The following is a 15,484-nucleotide window of genomic DNA, read 5'->3' on the forward strand; positions in this document are numbered from 1 at the left end:
GAGAAAGATTGCAAGAGTGCTCCGACATTTTCCTCTAATGTTCACAAACTTTCCTCATTTTTAGGCCATAAGGCTGTCGAATCGGTGAGGAAGTTCATTGATTTTACAGAAGTTTGTTGTGAAATGTTCCAAATCGTTTCCGGATCAAACGAATTTAAACTGGGCTTCGATCAGGCCGTGGTACGTTCCGCGCTGACGCATCAGCTCGGCATGGTTGCCCTCTTCCTTGATCTCCCCGTGATCCAGCACGACGATTTTGTCGGCGTGGCGGATCGTCGACAGACGGTGCGCCACGATAAACGAAGTCCGGCCTTCCAGCAGCACCTTCAGCGCCTCCTGAATTTTCAGCTCCGTTTCCGTATCGATGCTCGCCGTCGCTTCATCCAAAATGAGAATCCGCGGATCGGCCAAAAGGGCGCGCGCGAAGGACAGCAGCTGGCGCTGCCCCATCGACAGCATGTTGCCGCGTTCCTCGACCTCCGTATCATAGCCCCCCGGCAATTTTTCGATGAATTCGTGGGCGTTGACGGCTTTCGCCACCGCTTCGATTTCTTCGTCGGTCGCATCCAATCGTCCAAACCGGATATTGTCGCGAATCGTGCCGGAGAAAATAAACGTATCCTGAAGGACGATGCCGATCTGGCTGCGCAGCGTTTCCAGCTTCACGTCGCGGATATCCATGCCGTCGATCGTGATTTTCCCGCCGGAAATGTCGTAGAACCGGCTGAGCAGGTTGATGATCGTGCTTTTGCCTGAACCGGTATGCCCGACGAGCGCGATCGTTTGGCCGGCTTTGACATCCAGGTTGATCCCTTTCAGCGCCTGACGGCCTTTGACGTATTCGAACACGACGTTGTCCAGCCGGATGTCGCCTTTGATTTTCGGCATCGGCACGGCGTCCGGCTTATCGTCGATGCTCGGCTTCTCGTCGATGAACTCGAAGATCCGCTCGGAAGAAGCCATCGCCACCAGCAGCTGATTGTACATTTGGCCGAGACGGTTGATCGGCTCCCAGAAGCTGCCGACGTAACTCGAAAAGGCGACCAGGAGGCCGACGGTCAACTGGTCATGCTGGATCAAATAAGCGCCGAACCAGAACAGGATCAGCGTACCGATCCCGCCCGTAATTTCGATCAGCGGCCCGAAACCTTGGTTGAGGGCGGAAGCCCGGTCCCAGGATTTTTTGCTGTCCATGTTCATTTTGTCAAAGAACTTGATGTTTTCCTGCTCCTGCGTAAACGCTTGGGTCACGCGGATCCCTTGGATCGATTCGTTCAAGTGGGAGTTGATCCGCGAGTTTTTCATCCGCACGTCCTGCCAAGCCCGGCGGATTTTGATCCGCAGTTTGGTCGATATGAAAAACATGATCGGCACGGTCAAAATGACCGCCAGCCCCAGCTTCCAGTTGATCAGAAGCAAAATGACGACGATGCCCATCAGCTGCACGCAGTCGATCATCAGGTTCACGACGCCGTTCGTAAACAGCTCCTGCAGCGAGTTGACGTCATTCGTGACGCGCACGAGCACCGATCCCGCCGGACGTTTATCGAAAAAGTTGAACGACAGCTTCTGGATATGCTTGAACAAATCGCTCCGCAGATCATATATGACGCGTTGTCCGATAATATTCGTAAATTTGATGCGGAACGTGCTCGCCAGCCACTGAATAATATAAAGCACAAGGACGCATGCCGTAATCGTATAAAGCCAGGTCAAGCTCGGGGAGCTGCCGTCCGTCGGCGCGATCGCCTTGTCGATCGCCATACTCGTCAAATACGGAACCGTCAGCTTCGTCACCGTGCCGAGGACCATCATCAGAATGACCAGCGGCAGCAGCTGTTTGGCATAAGGTTTCATGTAGGAAAACAATCTCGTCAACTGCGACCAGTTAAACGGTTTTTCGATGACTTCGTCGTCCTGGTACACGAAGCGTTCCCCGGTTTTGCCGGAGGCGCTGCCCTTCGGTTTGCCCGCTTCTTGATGCGAACGCTTCTCTGCGTTAAAAGCCGTACTCATGAGCTCACCTGCTCTCCTGCATCCCCATTCATCCGGGCAATGTGGTCTGCATATTGTATATGGTATACGTCCTGGTATGGGCCAGGAACCGCAATCAATTCATCGTGTTTGCCCCGCTGGACGACTTTGCCCTCATCCAAAACGAGGATCTCGTCGGCATGCCGGAGCGAGGAAATCCGGTGGGCGATAATAAACGTGGTCCGCCCCTTCATGACCTCCTGGAATCCCGCCTGAATCTCGTGTTCGGTTTCCATGTCGACGGCGCTTGTCGCATCGTCCAGGATCAGGATCTTCGGATTTTTGAGCAGGGCGCGCGCGATCGCGATCCGCTGCTTCTGCCCGCCGGACAAGCCCATGCCCCGTTCCCCGACGATCGTGTCGTAGCCTTCGGCCATTTCCATGATAAAGTCATGGGCTTTGGCCAGCTTCGCCGCCCGGATGATCTCGTCCATCGATACGTCCTTCATGCCGTATGCGATGTTGTTGCGGATGCTGGAGGAAAACAGGAACGTTTCCTGGAACACGGACGCCACTTGGCTGCGCAGGCTGTGCACCTGAATATCGTTAATGTTGACGCCGTCCAGCTTGATGCGGCCGCTGTCCACGTTGTAGGCATGCATCAGCAGCTGAATGATGGTCGATTTGCCGGAGCCGGTTCCGCCAAGCAGGCCGATGACCGTTCCCGGAGGCGCATCGAGATTGATGTCCTTGATCGCCGGAAGCTTGTTCCCGTAAGCGAAGGTTACGTTTTCAAAAGTGACGTGCCCCTTGACGTCCTCCGCGCGCAGCGCGATGGCCCCTTCCTTATCCTTCACGTCGATCGGCTGGTTCAACAGCTCCATGACGCGTTCCCCGGAAGCTTCCGACTGTGTGTAGTTGTTGATCAAATAACCGATGTTCCACATCGGGCCGATAATGTACCAGATCAAGCTGAAAAACGCAACCAGGCTCCCGAGCGTCAGCGATTCGCGGATGACCATCGAGCCGCCGACCCCGAGGAGGATGACGACGCAGATGCAGGCCAAAAGCTCCATTAACGGAAAATAGCTGCTCCACAAACCGGATGCAAAGATCTGGTTGTTTTTGTACCGCTCGTTGCGGATGGAGAACTTATCCACCTCATGAGGCTCGCGCGCAAAAGATTTCACGGTTCTGACGCCCGTGATGTTCTCCTGCACCGACGTGGTCAGCGCGCTGAGCGCAAGGCGCATTTCCTGGAAAGCCGGATGAATTTTGTTTTCGAACTTCAGCGCCACGATCACCAAAAACGGAATGCTGATCATCGTGATGAGCGTCAGCTGCCAGCTGATGGACAGCATGACGACGGCGCCGAAAACCACCATCAGAATCGTATTCAAAATTTGCGGAATGCCGAAGGCGATAAACTGGCGAATCGCTTCGAGATCCCCGGTCAGACGGGACATCAGGTCCCCCGTTCTGGCCTTGTCGTAATAACGGAAAGACAAAACCTGGAGTTTCTCGTAACATCCGTTCCGCAAACGGTAAGCCAAATAGTTCCCCATTCTTCCGCCGAAGAAACCGCTTAAAAATTGCATTAGCGCTTTCAAAGAAACGACCGCGATAACGGTCAGCGCAAGCGCGGGGACTTTCTCAAAGTGCTGCTTCTGAATGGCATCGTCAATCAGCGTGCGCAGCAGGTTCGGGGTTACAAGCCCGAGTGCAGTAGCTATGGCGAGGCAGAGTATAGATAAATATAAAAAACTTCTCTTCTCCCAAAAAAAGCTCTGCATTTGCCTGAGAACATTCATGGTTCTCCTCCTTCATATCATCTCAAAACTTGATCGCTTCACGTTCCGGACTGCATCCATCCGGCGAAAGGCCTTCCTCGGTACCCGTTCCCCCGCGGGAAGCCGTTTCGATCCTATCGGAATGCGTGCCCATTCGCCTATCCCGATATCCTTCAAAGCGGTTCCTGCCGACCGAACGGCGGTTTCAGGCCGTTTCCCCTCGTTTTTGCATTTTTTTCCCGGAAGTGACGTCGAATATTTTGAAGTTTATCACCCTCTTCCAAAGGCGGCAAAGAGGATAACCGGGCATATTCTCGCGGCATTGGCAATCAATGGTCATTACCTCGGCTTAATCCTGAATTACTTATCAAATCATTGAAAATCCTCGCGTTCTCTGCCGAACCCAACAAGAAGATCATTCCAGCTGGCAAAAGCTTTCCAAAAAGCGAAATACCGCGGTTAACCATTGGGCCATCAATCCCCGAAACGGTCTCTTTCCTTTCGAAAAATGCGTTTCAACCGTGTAAGGTTCGTCTCTTCGATCCGCCGTTAAAAAACATGAAAAAGGAAGCGCCTATCGATGACGCTTCCTTTTTTCTCCCACCGGATTTGCCGGTCATATATGGATGTTTTGTTCCATTTCCTCCAGCTGGGCCGCCAAGCGGTCCCAAACTTCAGGCTGTTCCCCGGAAGCCAAGGATGCGTTAGCCGCTTCCAGCGCTTCCTTGAGCTGTTCCCGCAGTCCTTCCGCTTGCCTGGACTGGGCAGCGGCCGCCAATTTGCCGTAGAAATCCACAAGGAGCTCCTGTTTTTTGGCGGCTTCCGTGCTTAAAGCTTCTTTGATCACGGGTTCGATGGCGTTTTTCAGCTTCTCCCGGCCGCCCCCTTCGAAGAAATGTTTAGGCGATTTGAAGAGCGGCCAATAGGCGTTCCAATCCACGAAATGAACCGTCCCCGCTTCCTCCCACTGCGGAGAAGCCCATTCCGATTCCTCCGGCGGCGTCAGCATCATTGCGGCGTCGTATTCCCGAATGTCGTTTACCGCTTCTTCGGCAGCGGTCCGCAGCACCGCCTTGCCTTTGTTCTCCAGGCGCAGCGTCGTCGCCCACAGCTCCTGCTCCAGCTCGCGGACGATGGTCCGTTCGAGCTCGCGCCCGCAGCCTTCGAAAATCCGTTTCAACTGGCCGGCATCTTCCCGGAGGACCGACGGATGGAAAGCTTCGGCGAAAAACTCGCCGAGACCGAAACCGATCCGCTGCCTAACATGGAACAGCAGCTCCAGCGTCTCCTGCTCCATATCGCCGGAAAGATCCTGGCCGGCAAAAGATTCGATCCGCTTCAGGGCAAGCCGGCCGACCTCCTGCAGCTGCAGGCGGCGCCGTTCGCGGGCCCCTTCGTCCTGCCGGGCCAACCCGGCCCACTCGGCGACCCGCCGGCGCACGGCCGAAATCTCCTGCAGGCTGCCGGCCAAAGACAGCTTCGGCAGCTCTTCGCCGGCAAATGCGCCAAGCGCGTTTTCGAAAGCTTCAAAGGCCGATTCCGCATACAGCCTTTGGTCCCCCGCCAGTTTGCCTTCCAGCGCCTTCATGCTGGATACCGGGTAAATATGCGGAAGCCGGATGCCCCGCGCTTTCAGATTGCCTTCGACATGTTTGACGACCTGCTCCAGCTCCTCTTCCGAGGACGCAAGGTCCGAGGCGTTGACGATAAAAAACATTTTATCGAGCGCAAAGCTGTCCTTCACCCTGCCGAGCTGGGCCAGAAACTGGCGGTCGCCTTTGGAGAAGGCATGGTTGTAATACGTCACGAAAACGATGGCGTCCGCATGTTTCATGTATTGGAACGTGACTCCCGTATGCCGGGCATGAAGCGAATCGGCGCCCGGCGTATCCACGAGCACGATCCCCTGCTCCGTCAGCGGGCAGCTGTAATATAAATCGATCCGCTCGACGAAACAGGAGCGCGTCTCGTCGGCGACAAAGGTTTTGTAGCGATCCAAATCCACGGTCTGCACCGTGCCGAGCAGCGCGCGGGTCTCCTCCCAGCCTGCCGCCGCCGCTTTCAGGAACCCGTAATGCGGCAGCCCGGCCGGATGGATCCCTTCCGGCTGAAGCCCTTCGACGGCCTGGATCCAGCTTTCCTCCGGCGGCGTTCCGAGCTGCAGCACGGAGAAGGAATATTCCAGGTCTTCCCGGAATGCGGCCGGCGATTTCATCGTCACCCGGGCGGTGCCGTGCTCAAAGCCGTCCTGCGGGGCGAGGATGCGGTTGATCGCCGCCGTCGTCGGATGCGGCGATACCGGCAGCACGCGTTCGCCGAGCAGGGCGTTGGCGAACGACGATTTCCCGGCGCTGAACGCTCCGAACAGCGCCATCGTAAAGGAGCCGCCGGCCAGCGCCTCGGCCCGGCTCTTCAGCCCCCGCGCGGCGGAAGCGAGCGCGGGATAACGCGCAAGCAGCGCCGCCGCGTCCTGCAGGCGGGCTGCTGCGGCGTCCAGCCGCTGGCGGCGGCCGAAGGCCGCGCCGCCAAGCGGCTCCGCCCCGCTGCGCGGGGCGGCGGCGGGCGCGGTCTCCCGCGCGCCCGCGTCCATGCCCTGCGGCTGCGCAGCCGCAGGGGCAGGGGCGCTCACCTCCGGCAGGAAGCCGGGGGTTAGCGTGACGCGCGCCGGCAGCAGCGCCTCGGCGGCTGCCGCGCGCGCCGCGATGTCCCGCTCCAGCTCCTGATAGCGGGACATCGCGGCGGACTTCTCCAGCAGCGCGTTCAGGTCGCGGATCACGCGCTGCTGCTGCTCTTTGGCGGATGCGGCCACATCCGCCAGCACGTCCTCCGCCGCGTTCACCGCGGCGCGGCGGTACATGCCCTTGATGTCTGCCGACAGCATCCGGCAGTAATTCAAAACATATTCGCCGGACATGACCGCATCCGGCTTCACCGAACTCTCCAGCATGCCCTCGCCGATCTCGGGCATCGTCGCCTGCAGCTTTGCCTGCAGCCCTTCCGTCCAGACATTCAGCGATTTGCTCCACTGCTTCAGCAGCTCCAGCAAATGCCACTCGATCTGCGCCGATGTCTGCTCCCGCAGCGCAACCGCGAACTTGCGCAGCCGCTCCTGCTTCTCCTGCTCCGTCTTGGCGCCGCTGAAGAAGAGCCCTTTCTTGAACCCGGCCTTCCGGCTTTCCAAAAACGCGCCGGCCAAATCCCGCAGCTCCGCAGGGGTAATGTTGGCATTGTCGAGCAGCGAATCGACCTGTTTGCGAATGTGCTCGCGCTCCGTTTGCGGCAGCTCCTTCAGCCGCTCCAGCTCTTTGCGGTAGCCAGAGATTTCCGCCTCCAGCTTCGCCGCCGCTTCGGTGCCGCCCATTTCCTCCAGCAGCCGCTCCTTCGTTTCCTCGAGCGAATCCGCATATTTCTTTACATGCTGCTCGGCGATATGGCGGGCGGAGCAATCCAGGCTGTAGCTTAGGATCGGTTCCCGCTTTTCGATCAACCGTTCGACCAGTTCCTTGATCTGCTTCCATTGGTTGTACGGATGCTCCGGTTCCTTCAGCGACGTAAACAGCAGGCTCACATAATGGACCTGCCAGCGTTTGAACGCAGCCTCCACCTCGGCCCGATAGCTTTCAAAAGACAGCTCTCTTTCGCGGTGTTTATCGATTTGGTTCACGACAAGATACAGCGGTTTGCCCCAATCGGACAAGCTTTTGGCGAAAGCGAGGTTATTTTCCGACTGCACATGGTTGTAGTCCATGACGTACAGCACCGTATCCGCCAGATGCAGCGCCGAATGCGTCGCCTTCTGGTGGCTGTCGTCCGTCGAATCCACCCCGGGCGTATCCATGAGCACGCCGCGCTCGCCCAGCAGCGGAATCCGGTCCCACACCTCGACGGAGGAATACGAGCCGCCATTGGTGCAGTATGCGTATAATTCGTCCAGGGAAACCGTTTGAGGTTCGGATGTTTGCCCTGCCTTATTAGCCGCGGCTGCCGGATAAATCAAGGCTTTCGGCTCGCCGTTGCGGATCGAAACGACATTGGCGCTCGTCGGAACCGGGCTCGACGGCAGCACCTTTTTGCCGCATAAGGAGTTGATCAGACTGGACTTGCCGGCGGAAAAATGGCCGCAAAACGCGATCGTCATCTCCCCTGCCGCAGCTTTTCGTATCAAATCGCTTACCCATTGGGCCGACTGGCGGTCTCCCCAGCCGTCCAATGTTTGCTGCAAATCCTGCAAAGACTCCGTATGAGATTGAATGGTCGGACTCGATGTCGACATACTGCGTTTCTCCCCTTAGCTCTGTCAGTGACTCCGGAATGATCCTGTTGATCCGTTTCCAGATTCCTCAAATAGTTACATTTTAACATTTCGGCAGCGGAATGAGAAACATTTTTCGCCGGGGGCCTCCCCTTTTGGGGCGGCGACGGGCAAAAAAATAAAACCGAAATTCCTTTCGGTTTTATGGTATCAAGCCATTGATTCAACTGTGCGCCGCTAACCTTAAGCGTTGGCGTTTTCGATTTCCGGAACGAGAATTTCGAATACTTTGCCATGCTGCAAAATGGTCGTGCCGCGGGACTTGTCCTTCATGACGACAACCTCCGGCTTCACCGACATGCGGTCCAAATAATGCTCCGGGACGTCGCCGGAGTGGCTGACGGTCACGCCCTCGAATTCTTTTTCTTCGTTTTCGGCCAGCTCGGTCTCCATCACTTGGTCCATAATATCGGAAAACAGTTCAAAATTGTCTGTATACACTGAGATGCATTTCATGTATAATCCCATCCTTCTCCATCTTTGTAGGTCCTATCCTTTATTGCTATTTCTTATCTTTTCTGATTTGGGACGTCTTCATACGTTTTTTCCCTTCGCGGCATACGTCAAGCAGCGGGCAGACCTGGCATTTCGGGTTTTGGGCTTTGCAGTGGTAACGGCCGAAAAAAATGAGCCGGTGATGCGTCAGCGTCCACTCTTCGCGCGGCACCTGCTTCATCAGCTTTTTTTCCACTTCCAGCACCGAATCCTTCCAATTGGCCAGTGCCAACCGTTTCGAGACCCGTTCCACATGCGTGTCCACCGCGATGGCCGGAACGCCAAACGCGTTCGAAACCACGACGTTGGCGGTTTTGCGGCCCACTCCCGGCAGTTTGACCAATTCGTCGTGTTCGCTGGGAACCTCGCCGCCGTATTGCTCCATTAACAGCATGCATAAATTGCGGATATGTTTCGCCTTATTCCGGTAGAGTCCGATTCTGCGGATGTCCTGCTCCAGCTCCTCCAGCGGAACGGCAACGTAATCTTCGGGGGACTTGTACTTTTGGAACAAATCCTTCGTGACCTTGTTTACCGTCTCATCGGTGCATTGCGCCGACAGCAGCACGGCGATCGTCAATTCGAAAGCGTTGCTGTGGTTTAATTCACAATGAGCGTCGGGAAACATTTCGCCGATCGTATCCAGTATATGTCGTACGGTGGCTGCCTTCATCGCTTTTGTACCTCCTGCAAAAAAAACGTCTTGATACGGGTAAGACTCCCCGTATCAAGACGGTGTATCTCATGACCATTCCCAAAGCATACTATTGTTTCTGTATTTCGACAATCGTTCCATTGCTTAAATACAAAACAATATTATCATTTTCTTTCAGGGATTGCACGGTTAATGTGGTATCTCCCTGATGGATGTATGCAGCCGGAGAAAGCGGGAATTGGTTGGCGTCATTGACATTTTGGCGTTTCACATATATTTCCTTCGCATAACTGTCATATTTCCAAAATGCTTTGGTGGCTACGGAAAGCACTTTGACGACCGAATTTCCGTCCGCGTCCTTGCGCACCTCGACGCGGTTGCCCGCCGAAACGTTGGTGATGCTCAGCGCGCTTCCGGCATCGTTCATGATTTTGGAGGAGTTGTCCAGCTTGAACGTTTCCGTCGTTCCGCCATACGTTTTGACCGTAATGCTTGGCGTCGACGACGAATTGACCGCGGTCACCTCGCCGGTAGTCAGCTTCACCAGCTGAACGGATGCCGGTTCGGGGCCGTTGAAGGTCACGTTCAGCAATTGTCCTGCACGCAGGTCCTGAACCGTGATCGCCTGCCCGTTTTCGTCCTTCAGCGCGGTTTTGTCCACATAGAACTGGCTGGTTACGCCGTCTTTTTTAACCGTTACGCGGGAGTTGGCATAATCCACGCCGAGAAGCTCGAATTGCACGTTGGTTTTGACTTGAATGGTCTGAATCGCGTCCTGGGTCGCATTCAGCACGGCCGCAATGTCGGTGCCGACTTTAACGTCGGAGAGCGAGCCGCTGCTTTTTCCGTATACCGAAACGACCGGATTGTTGAACGGCAGCGTGATGCTTTGGCCGTCCGCCCCGAGCAGCGTCAGCTTTTTGGTCGTCAAGTTCAAAGCGGATACTTTGCCTTCATATTGGTAAATGACGTCGATCGAAAGCGCCCGGTTCGACAGGTACGTGATATTGACCTTCCGGCCGTTCGTCAGGTATGGCGCAATGCCGTCCAGTGTAGGTTCGGACGCGTTGTAAGACAGTTTGGTTTTTTCGTCAAGCGTTACGACGTAAGGTTTTTTATTGGCATCCATCAGCGTCAGCACTCTGGATTTCGGTTCGTATTGAACGACCGTCGCCCCTTTTTTCTGTTCCATTTGGCGGTTCAATACCTGGATTTTCGTTACCTGATCCTGCGGATTCAGCGTAATTTCCACCTGATCGCCGTTCGTCTCGTCCGCGTTCAAATCGCTGAGCGTTGGCGCGGCGATTCCGCTGATGAAGATCTCCGGTTTTTCGGCAAGCAGCTTCACTTCAAGCTGTCCGCCGTCGCGTTTGTAGGTGATCGTGGCATTGTTCGCCCCGACTTCATACAACGTGCCGCGGATCGTTCTTTCCACGCTCTGCGTTACTTCCACCGTTTCGAGCACATTGTTCTTCACGGTGTATTTGATCACCGCGCCGTTTTTCAGCTCGGATGGGGACAGCAGCTGATTTTGGTATTTGACGACCAGGCTGTCGTCCCAAGTGTAGCTTTCCAGGTCGCCGGACGAATTTTTAAGGACCAGGGATTTGGTCGCCGTATCCACGCTCTGCAGCGTGCCGGTTCCGTTCTTGTTGACGACGCCGGATTTCACCTGAACGATGACAGGTTTTTTCGCCGACGTGAACGTCTCTTGGCGGATGACGATTTTGCTGCCGGCGACGAGGGCCGAAGGATCGATTTTGGCGCCGTTTTGATCCAGGAACGCCGTACTTTCGTCATACGTGAACGGTTTGAAGGTGCTGTTCGTTTCCAGCCACAAAATGTTGCCCGGGGAAAGCTTCTGGAACGTGCCCTCTACGCTTTCGAGCTGCTCTTTGGCATCGGTCACCTCTACGTAAGCCGCCTTCGATCCGCTGCCGATGACCAGCACTTTCGTGTATGGCTTCAGGTCGGCAAAGCTGATTTTGCTTTCGGAAGCGCTCGTGAAGTACATGGTGGAATTGTCCAATGCATATGTACGGATGGCCCCATCGACGTACAGCTCCAGCTTGTTGCTGCTGAGCCCGATAACGACGCCTTCCGCCGTGTTGGCATATTTCACGTCGTTATAAGCTTCGGCCCGGCTGAAAAACGTTGCGAGCTGGGCGCGGGTGACGGAGCCTTGAGGATCAAAGCGGTTGCCTTCCACGCCGTTGGTCAGCCCAAGCTCCAAAGCCGCGTTGATGAAACCTCTTTTGGCTGCTGAAATTTTGCCGTTGTCCGCGAAATTGGTCGCTTTGCTTGCAAGCGCCGCCGCTTGGCTTTCTTTGCCCAACGCGCGGATCAAAACCTCGGTGATCCATTCGCGGCTTGCCTTGCGTTCGCCCCAGGTCTGCTTGGAGTCGGAAGCCGCGTTTTCGCTCGTTTTATCCAGCAAGTTTTGCTGAATGGCTAGCGCGACGTACGGTTTGAAATAATTGTTGACCTGCATGTTCGCCGGCAGCGCCACCGAGGCGTTTTTGTCGACTTTGCCTTCGAGCCCCGCAAAGCGGATTGCCATCGTGACCGCTTCCTGCTGCGTGACGTTGTCATTGGGGCGGAAAAGTCCGTTGTTGCCGAGGAGAATACTTTGGGAAGCCAGCTTATAAATATGTTTTTCGGCCCAGTATCCGCTTTTGACGTCTTTGAACAGCGCGCTCGCCGCAGTGGATTGGGCTGCCGTATTGTTGGACGCGTTGTCGGCGAACACCGCCGTTCCGGAACCCATGACCATCATGCCTGCGATGACGGCCGAAACTACTTTTTTAGAATGAGATGATGAATTGCTGCGCCGTTTGACCATTCTTTACTTTTCCCCTTTCGAAATGACGGTCGTACCGCTACCGGTATAACCCTGAAAATAACAAGAAAAGAACTAAAGAGATTGCGCTCCCGCCCAGGCTTCTGTCCGAAACCCGGCCGCTCCCGGAGCGCAAACTTTAGTTCAATTCATATAAGAAAACCGTCTATCATCGTATCGTGAGCATCTTCAACGAAGACAGACTGCATTCAGCGGAATTTTTTCTTGCGATCATCGGCTTGTCCGGCTTCGCCGAACGGTTGCGCATTCCGATGATCTTCAAAAAAATCGCGACGTATGATGCTATTCGACAAGAAGAACGCAATCTCCTGCTTTTATCCGAATATTTTCAATGTCTTGTCAACGGATGTTCCAAATCGACGTGGCCCATCAGGCTCTCCACCTTGGCTCCGTCCACCAAAAGCTCCACGGACTTGACTTCGTCAAACTGGAACATGGTTTTGGTGAGCGCATCCAGGGCGAATTGTTCGCCGCCGGCTCCGAGCCTAGCTTCATCCGGCATATGAACGTCCATGGTGATTTGCCCGTCTTTAAAGTCAAGCTTTTTCAGTTCGATTTCCCCCCAAAGCGGAATCAGGTCGGCGTTGCCGCTCGACTGCAGCGCTTTGTAAGCTGCCGCGTATTTGTCGGCTTCGTCCTTATAGCTGATTTCCTTCCGGGATTTTTTCAGATCGAGCTCTTCCGGGTCCGTGTAATACACGTCGATCGTTTCTTTTTTGGCCGTCGACTCCGGCGGCTTTTGCGATGAAACCTCTTTGCCCGGAGAAACGTTCCCCTGGGACGGTTCTTTGCCCGCGTCGCTTCCGCTTCCGTTTCCGTTTTCTTCGGTCTTCGGTTCGCTGACGCTCTCGCCGCCGCTTCCCGTCGTTTGCTGCTGCTGTTCGCCCGAAACGGTCTCCTGTTGTTGTTGTCCGCTTTCCGGTGCGGATGTCGGCTTTTGGCCGCAGCCGGCCGAGGCGACCATCACCAAAGCCAAAATGCCTGCACACCAAATTTTTCTGCTCATTCTGTACCGCCTCCTAAAAAGGGACATTCATTATTGAACACCCAAATATTCTTTGATTCCATCTGCAATTCCTTGGGCAACACGCTGCTGGAAGCTTTCCGAAAAGAGGGCGGCTTCGTCGTTTTTGTTGCTCAAATATCCTACTTCAAGCAAAACGGCCGGCATTTTCGTTTCGCGGATGACATGGAAATTGCCGTAACGCACGCCGCGGTCCTTCAAGCCGGTAGCTTGTACCAAATGCTTGTGCATCACGTTCGCAAGCGTTTTGCTGGCTTCCCGCTGGTAGTAGGTCTCGCTGCCGGTTGCCGCCGAGGAACCCGCGCTGTTCGCGTGGATCGATACGAACACGTCCGCTTTCAAGTCGTTGGCGATTTTCGCCCGTTCTTTCAGTTCAAGGAACGTATCGTCGCTCCGGGTCAAGACCACTTCGAAGTTCGAATCCTGCTCCAAAATTTTGCCGACCTTCAAGGCCATCGCCAAATTAAAGTCCTTCTCCTTTTTGCCTGTCACGCCCGTCGTTCCCGGGTCATGGTCGCCGTGTCCGGCATCGATGACGACGATCTTTTTCCCGCTTGTGCCGGGTTTGGACGGCGTGCCGCTGTCTGATGTGTTCAAATCGACGATGTATAAACCGTTGTCGTTCGTCAGCTTATAATTTTTGGAATAATTCAGATCGATAACGATCCGAACGGTTGAAGGATTGCTGTTATATAACGAATATCTGACCTTTGAAACATCCGGATAACCGTTGACGTCCAGGGAGCCCGTTTTGTTCTGGTCCAGGGACGCGCTGCTGAACGTGTCCGAAAATCCCGTATTTTCGAGATCGACGACGATGCGGTCCGGTCCGCTCATTTTAAAGTCGTTCACTTTCGCTTTCCCGGTAACGGCGATCATCAGCCGGTTGTCGCTGAAGCTGATGCCGTCAACCTGCGCGGCGGCTCCGCTGCCGGCATCCGGATTCGTTCCGTTCCCGGCGCCGGTTCCCGCATCGCCGTTTCCGCTCCCGAAATTCGGGGTATATAAGTTTACGATCTTTTTCTGATTGTCCCAATATACCGTGAGACCCATTTCTTCGCTGACGAAGCGGATCGGCACGATTACCGTGTCCGTGCGCAAAATGGGGGCGATATTCATGGACGTTTTTTTGCCGTCCACTTCGGCCGTTTTTTGGCCGACGACCAGCTTCATGACTTTGGAATCTTTTTGTATGGTTACCGTGCGCGTCTTTTTTTCCCATGCGACGTCAAACCCCAGATTCTCTCCGACGACACGTAATGGAATCATAACATTGCCATTTACATTTTCCACTTTTGCATTTCCCGACAGACTCAGTTCTTTGTCGTCCAGAACAATTTTGGCACTTCCCGCCGCAGCCTGTCCATTGTGAGGAAACGCCAAAATGAAGACAAAGAGGAGCACTGCCATAAAACCAAATTTTTTCATCCTTCACCCTTCCATTCTTAAATTTTTGTCGTTAGCTCTGACGTTTCGGCTTTGGCTATCCTTCGACATCACCAGACATAAGTTAGACGTCGGAAGCTGCGAAAAGTTGCGAATATATTCCTCTTTATGCAAAACTTTAACTATGGCTTAAGGTAGACAAATCGATGCTTTTGTGCCTCTTCCGCAGAACTCTTTAAGCATAAACAAAAAGACCGCCGGTATGGGCCTGGGCCCGAACAGACGGTCTTCGTTTCGTGTCGTGTTTGCGTTTGCGGATTAGTTCCCGTTTCGCTTGATCGGATGGTCCAGATCCATATGCCCCATCAGGCTTTCGAGCTTTTGCCCGTCCACGAGCAGCTCGATCGATTCCACCTCTTTGAATTGGAACATGGTTTTGGTCAGCGCATCCAGGGCAAACTGTTCGCCGCCGGCGCCAAGGCGGGCTTCATCCGGCATATGAACATCAAGCGTTACCATGCCTTCCTTGAACTCCAGCGATTTCAGCTCCATTTTGCCCCACAGCGGGATCAAATCGGCGTCCCCGCTTTCCTGCAGCGCCTTAAAAGCCGCTTTGTATTTATCGTTTTCCTGGCCGAACTTGATTTCCTTTTCGCTTTTTTTCAGTTCAAGCTCCTGCGGGTCCGTATAATAGACTTCGATCGTCTGCTTCTGAACGGACGGTTCCTCCGGCTTGTCCGACTCGTCCGGCTTATCGGTCTGGTTCGGCGCCGTTTCCTTCCCTTCCTGTCCGTCCCCTGTCTGTTCAGGTTCGGTCGAATCGGTTAGATCGGTTGGATCGGGCTGGGCCGCGTTGACGGACGTATCGCCGGGCTGCTGCGTGGTTTCCTGCGCGGCAGGCGCTGCCGCCGGTTTTTGGCCGCAGCCTGCTCCCGCCACCATGACAAGGGCCAAAAGCGCCGCGCTTAATAGCTTTTTATTCACTTAA

The 15,484-nt window shown here is 54.9% G+C and carries 9 protein-coding genes; all 9 read right to left on the reverse strand.

The features are described 5' to 3' along the window. Positions 1-144 precede the first annotated feature (144 nt). A complete protein-coding gene (locus NYE48_RS16485) occupies positions 145-2,016 on the reverse strand; it encodes an ABC transporter ATP-binding protein (protein WP_340999443.1) in 1,872 nt (623 codons plus the stop codon). After that, a complete protein-coding gene (locus tag NYE48_RS16490) occupies positions 2,013-3,785 on the reverse strand; it encodes an ABC transporter ATP-binding protein (protein WP_036708086.1) in 1,773 nt (590 codons plus the stop codon). Before NYE48_RS16490 ends, NYE48_RS16485 begins: the two co-directional genes overlap by 4 nt. Positions 3,786-4,380: 595 nt before the next feature. Further along, positions 4,381-8,037 carry a dynamin family protein gene (locus NYE48_RS16495; protein WP_340999445.1) on the reverse strand — a complete coding sequence of 1,219 codons (3,657 nt, stop codon included), beginning with the start codon at positions 8,035-8,037 and terminating at the stop codon, positions 4,381-4,383. A 222-nt stretch (positions 8,038-8,259) separates the two neighbouring features. Continuing rightward, on the reverse strand, positions 8,260-8,532 hold the full coding sequence (locus NYE48_RS16500; protein WP_036715558.1) for a hypothetical protein: 273 nt from the start codon (positions 8,530-8,532) through the stop codon (positions 8,260-8,262). A 46-nt stretch (positions 8,533-8,578) separates the two neighbouring features. Beyond that, complete coding sequence (gene nth / locus NYE48_RS16505) at positions 8,579-9,244, reverse strand: endonuclease III (RefSeq protein ID WP_036715557.1); 666 nt, start codon at positions 9,242-9,244, stop codon at positions 8,579-8,581. Between the two features lie 91 nt (positions 9,245-9,335). Then, the gene (locus NYE48_RS16510) at positions 9,336-12,068 is read right to left on the reverse strand and encodes an S-layer homology domain-containing protein (RefSeq protein WP_340999447.1); all 2,733 of its coding nucleotides are present in this window, start codon (positions 12,066-12,068) and stop codon (positions 9,336-9,338) included. Positions 12,069-12,414: 346 nt separating this feature from the next. After that, positions 12,415-13,092, reverse strand: a complete 678-nt coding sequence (locus tag NYE48_RS16515; RefSeq protein ID WP_212952063.1) for a GerMN domain-containing protein — start codon at positions 13,090-13,092, stop codon at positions 12,415-12,417. Between the two features lie 30 nt (positions 13,093-13,122). Further along, the gene (locus NYE48_RS16520) at positions 13,123-14,538 is read right to left on the reverse strand and encodes an N-acetylmuramoyl-L-alanine amidase family protein (protein WP_212952062.1); all 1,416 of its coding nucleotides are present in this window, start codon (positions 14,536-14,538) and stop codon (positions 13,123-13,125) included. A 276-nt stretch (positions 14,539-14,814) separates the two neighbouring features. Then, a complete protein-coding gene (locus NYE48_RS16525) occupies positions 14,815-15,480 on the reverse strand; it encodes a GerMN domain-containing protein (RefSeq protein WP_340999450.1) in 666 nt (221 codons plus the stop codon). Between the last annotated feature and the right edge of the window lie 4 nt (positions 15,481-15,484).

It is taken from the genome of Paenibacillus sp. FSL M7-1455, from assembly GCF_038004655.1.
Taxonomy (GTDB): domain Bacteria; phylum Bacillota; class Bacilli; order Paenibacillales; family Paenibacillaceae; genus Paenibacillus_AQ; species Paenibacillus_AQ cookii.

Excerpts from the sequence above, each read along its gene's own strand:
- NYE48_RS16495 (WP_340999445.1), bottom strand. The coding sequence starts at position 8,037 with ATGTCGACATCGAGTCCGACCATTCAATCTCATACGGAGTCTTTGCAG.
- NYE48_RS16520 (WP_212952062.1), bottom strand. The coding sequence starts at position 14,538 with ATGAAAAAATTTGGTTTTATGGCAGTGCTCCTCTTTGTCTTCATTTTG.
- NYE48_RS16490 (WP_036708086.1), bottom strand. The coding sequence starts at position 3,785 with ATGAATGTTCTCAGGCAAATGCAGAGCTTTTTTTGGGAGAAGAGAAGT.
- nth (WP_036715557.1), bottom strand. The coding sequence starts at position 9,244 with ATGAAGGCAGCCACCGTACGACATATACTGGATACGATCGGCGAAATG.
- NYE48_RS16500 (WP_036715558.1), bottom strand. The coding sequence starts at position 8,532 with ATGAAATGCATCTCAGTGTATACAGACAATTTTGAACTGTTTTCCGAT.
- NYE48_RS16515 (WP_212952063.1), bottom strand. The coding sequence starts at position 13,092 with ATGAGCAGAAAAATTTGGTGTGCAGGCATTTTGGCTTTGGTGATGGTC.
- NYE48_RS16485 (WP_340999443.1), bottom strand. The coding sequence starts at position 2,016 with ATGAGTACGGCTTTTAACGCAGAGAAGCGTTCGCATCAAGAAGCGGGC.
- NYE48_RS16510 (WP_340999447.1), bottom strand. The coding sequence starts at position 12,068 with ATGGTCAAACGGCGCAGCAATTCATCATCTCATTCTAAAAAAGTAGTT.